The organism is Chamaesiphon polymorphus CCALA 037, assembly GCF_003003845.1.
GTDB classification, from domain to species: Bacteria; Cyanobacteriota; Cyanobacteriia; order Cyanobacteriales; family Chamaesiphonaceae; genus Chamaesiphon; species Chamaesiphon polymorphus.
The window spans coordinates 1-2,557 of record NZ_PVWO01000665.1; the positions used below are offsets into that span (position 1 = coordinate 1).

4 protein-coding genes are annotated in these 2,557 nt (G+C 42.5%); 2 read left to right on the forward strand and 2 right to left on the reverse strand.

All coding sequences use genetic code 11. The annotated features are described in order from the left end of the window. Together C7B77_RS27975 and C7B77_RS27980 are read left to right on the forward strand one after the other, a co-directional pair. Positions 1-269: YiiD C-terminal domain-containing protein (locus C7B77_RS27975; RefSeq protein ID WP_181244064.1), on the forward strand; the 269-nt coding region annotated here is incomplete at its 5' end. A 20-nt stretch (positions 270-289) separates the two neighbouring features. Then, positions 290-826 (forward strand): HD domain-containing protein, encoded by a 537-nt coding sequence (locus C7B77_RS27980; protein ID WP_106312779.1) that lies wholly within the window; start codon positions 290-292, stop codon positions 824-826. Positions 827-866: 40 nt separating this feature from the next. Here C7B77_RS27980 and C7B77_RS27985 read toward each other — a convergent pair whose 3' ends face one another. Continuing rightward, positions 867-1,853: an alpha/beta hydrolase family protein gene (locus C7B77_RS27985; protein ID WP_106312782.1), complete on the reverse strand. Its 987-nt coding sequence runs from the start codon at positions 1,851-1,853 to the stop codon at positions 867-869. A 334-nt stretch (positions 1,854-2,187) separates the two neighbouring features. Beyond that, positions 2,188-2,379: a hypothetical protein gene (locus C7B77_RS27990; RefSeq protein ID WP_106312785.1), complete on the reverse strand. Its 192-nt coding sequence runs from the start codon at positions 2,377-2,379 to the stop codon at positions 2,188-2,190. Positions 2,380-2,557: the final 178 nt, after the last annotated feature.

Genomic DNA, 2,557 nt, shown 5'->3' on the forward strand with positions numbered 1-2,557 from the left:
CTTGGACTTTAGTTCACGTTCGGCTTCAGATGTTGACGATCCCTTGTCAAATTGTGATTCAAAGTAGCAATATCGATTATACCAAGCCGATCGACACAGATTTTCAAGTTTGTTGCCTAACTCCAGCCGAGCGAGATTGGGAGCGGTTTATCGCTACAATTATCCGGCACGGTAAAGGTCGAATCGTCCTCAATGCTGAAGTTTACTGTCGAGGGATATTATCTGGAAAGTTTCAGGGTACGTATGTTGCACTCAAACATAAAAGTTAGTAATCGATCGATATTTAAAAATGGCACAGCAATTTAAAACTTTTCAATCTGTCAGCGATGCTTATAAATTACTAGTAGATTTAGGAGCACCCGATCGATTGATTCAGCATGTTAAATTGGTCGGAGAAGCTGCTGAAATTCTCATTCTATACTTTCAACAGCTCGATCTTAAATTCAATCGAGATTGGATTCGATTGGGTGTGGCTTTTCATGATGTCGGGAAAATTTTATATCCATCAGAATTAGTCGATAAAGGAAATCGACACGAAGCCGCAGGCGAACTGCTATTACTATCCAAAAATATCGATCCTAAAATTGCCCGTTGTTGTCGATCGCACGCACAATGGCAACAAATTGAGTGCGATCTTGAGGAATTAGTTGTTGCACTTGCCGATAATTTGTGGAAAGGAAAACGCAATACCAAACTAGAAGAACGGGTAATTACAAAAGTTGCCCAGATACTCAGTCGAGATTATTGGGATATGTTTGCAGGTTTGGACGATAAATTTGAAGAAATTGCGGCAACAGGCGATCGCAGGCTCGCGCGGAGTATGTAAAGATCGATCCACATTGCTCGCAATCTTTAGCTCAATCCAGCTACTTTCGTTCAATTAAATCGATCGTGGGATGATGAGATGTCACCAACAAATCGAGAGCGGCAAGGCTTTGAGGTTGATAACGAACGTGAGCATCTACAAACAAACCAATCACTTCGGCAATGATGTCTCGAATTTGTCCTTCTGGTTGAGTTGCGGGAAAATCTAAAAAGGCAGTACCACTAGTCGAATCTAACGGATGGACGATCGAAAAATGGTTGGCTCCTGCTACCAATAGCAAGTATCGATCGTTTCTACCGCCTGCCATCGCCTCAAAGGTGCGCGAAATTGGCGTTGTCGGCTGCTCCCACGTCAAGCCATAACTGTTACTACTATTGGCAATTACACCATCGCAGGTGCCCCCAATTAACATTATTGGTAGCGCATCCGGTACTGGTAGAATGGTGCCAGAGGCATATCCTAACTGCACGATCGCGGCAGTATGGGCACCATAAGCAAAGGCAGCTACAACTTGCGGGAAAAAATCTGGGCTGGCACTTTCAATTGCGACTCTACCTCCAGCAGAATGTCCGCCTAAAATTACCTGTTGCAAGTTCAATAAGCCTGCCAAAACTTCCTCGGAGTTCAAACCATCTAAGGCTGTGAGTAATGCAGGTAAGGCAGAGGCGGAGGGAGCCTTACCATAGTTATCTGGAGCCATACTGCTAATATCTACACCAGGCGTCAGCCCTACCATTCCTGGCAGATTTTGAGCCACCCAGTCAAAAGTCACTACCACCAATCCGCGCTCTACCAATTTTGTTGCCAACCATTGATATCCGGCTGCGCTACAGTTAATGCCACCGAACAAAATAATAACTGGAAAAGGAGCATATCGATCGTCAGCCGGAATCGCACCCATACTATTATTTGCTAAGGCATCATCTGACATCCGAGCTGGATAGAAAACTTTGAGCTGAATCGTGTCATATGGGGCGGTAGCACCTTCAACTTTGACAGCCTGAAACAATGCACGAACGATCGTCATATCAAAATTTCAACTACTTAATTTTAGTTATTGAGATGATTTTTACAGTGGATTTACAGCTCTGAGTGATTAAATAATTGTAACTTAATTATCTAGACTGGCTAATCAGCTTATCGATCGAAATTCTCATTCCTAAAATCATCATAAATTCACGATCGAATCAGAATTAACTCTGAAACGACAAAACACTGATGACAACTGAAGGAATTTCTTGGAATTGAACGAATCTAGATATACAAATAAAGAGCGATCGGACATAGGCGATCGCTCTTTATTTATTATCTTTAAAAGATTGTTATTTTAAATAGTGAGGAAACTTTGCTGGCTTGAAAAGTTACATGCGCACTCTTTGTAGAGTCTGTAACTGGCACAGTAGGTGCTCGACTTCGGCTTGAAGTTCGAGGAATTTTTCTTGACGATCGGCTGGATATAGAGCCTTGGTCAATTTTGCAACTTGCAGATCGTGTTCTGATGTAGCAGATTCGATCGATCTAGAAACTTCTAATGTAACTGGGCTGAGAGACATAGCTTTGGATAGTTATTTATACTTACTCACACTCAAGGCAATTGTATCCCGGATTTCACCATTTTAGGGTTTTGGGTTGTGGAGATTTCCGAACTATTTACCAATGCTCCATTTGGGAGGGGCTATGCCTACGAAATGTGGATTCTTTTTCTCTGACGAGTCGATCGAGAGATTGTTC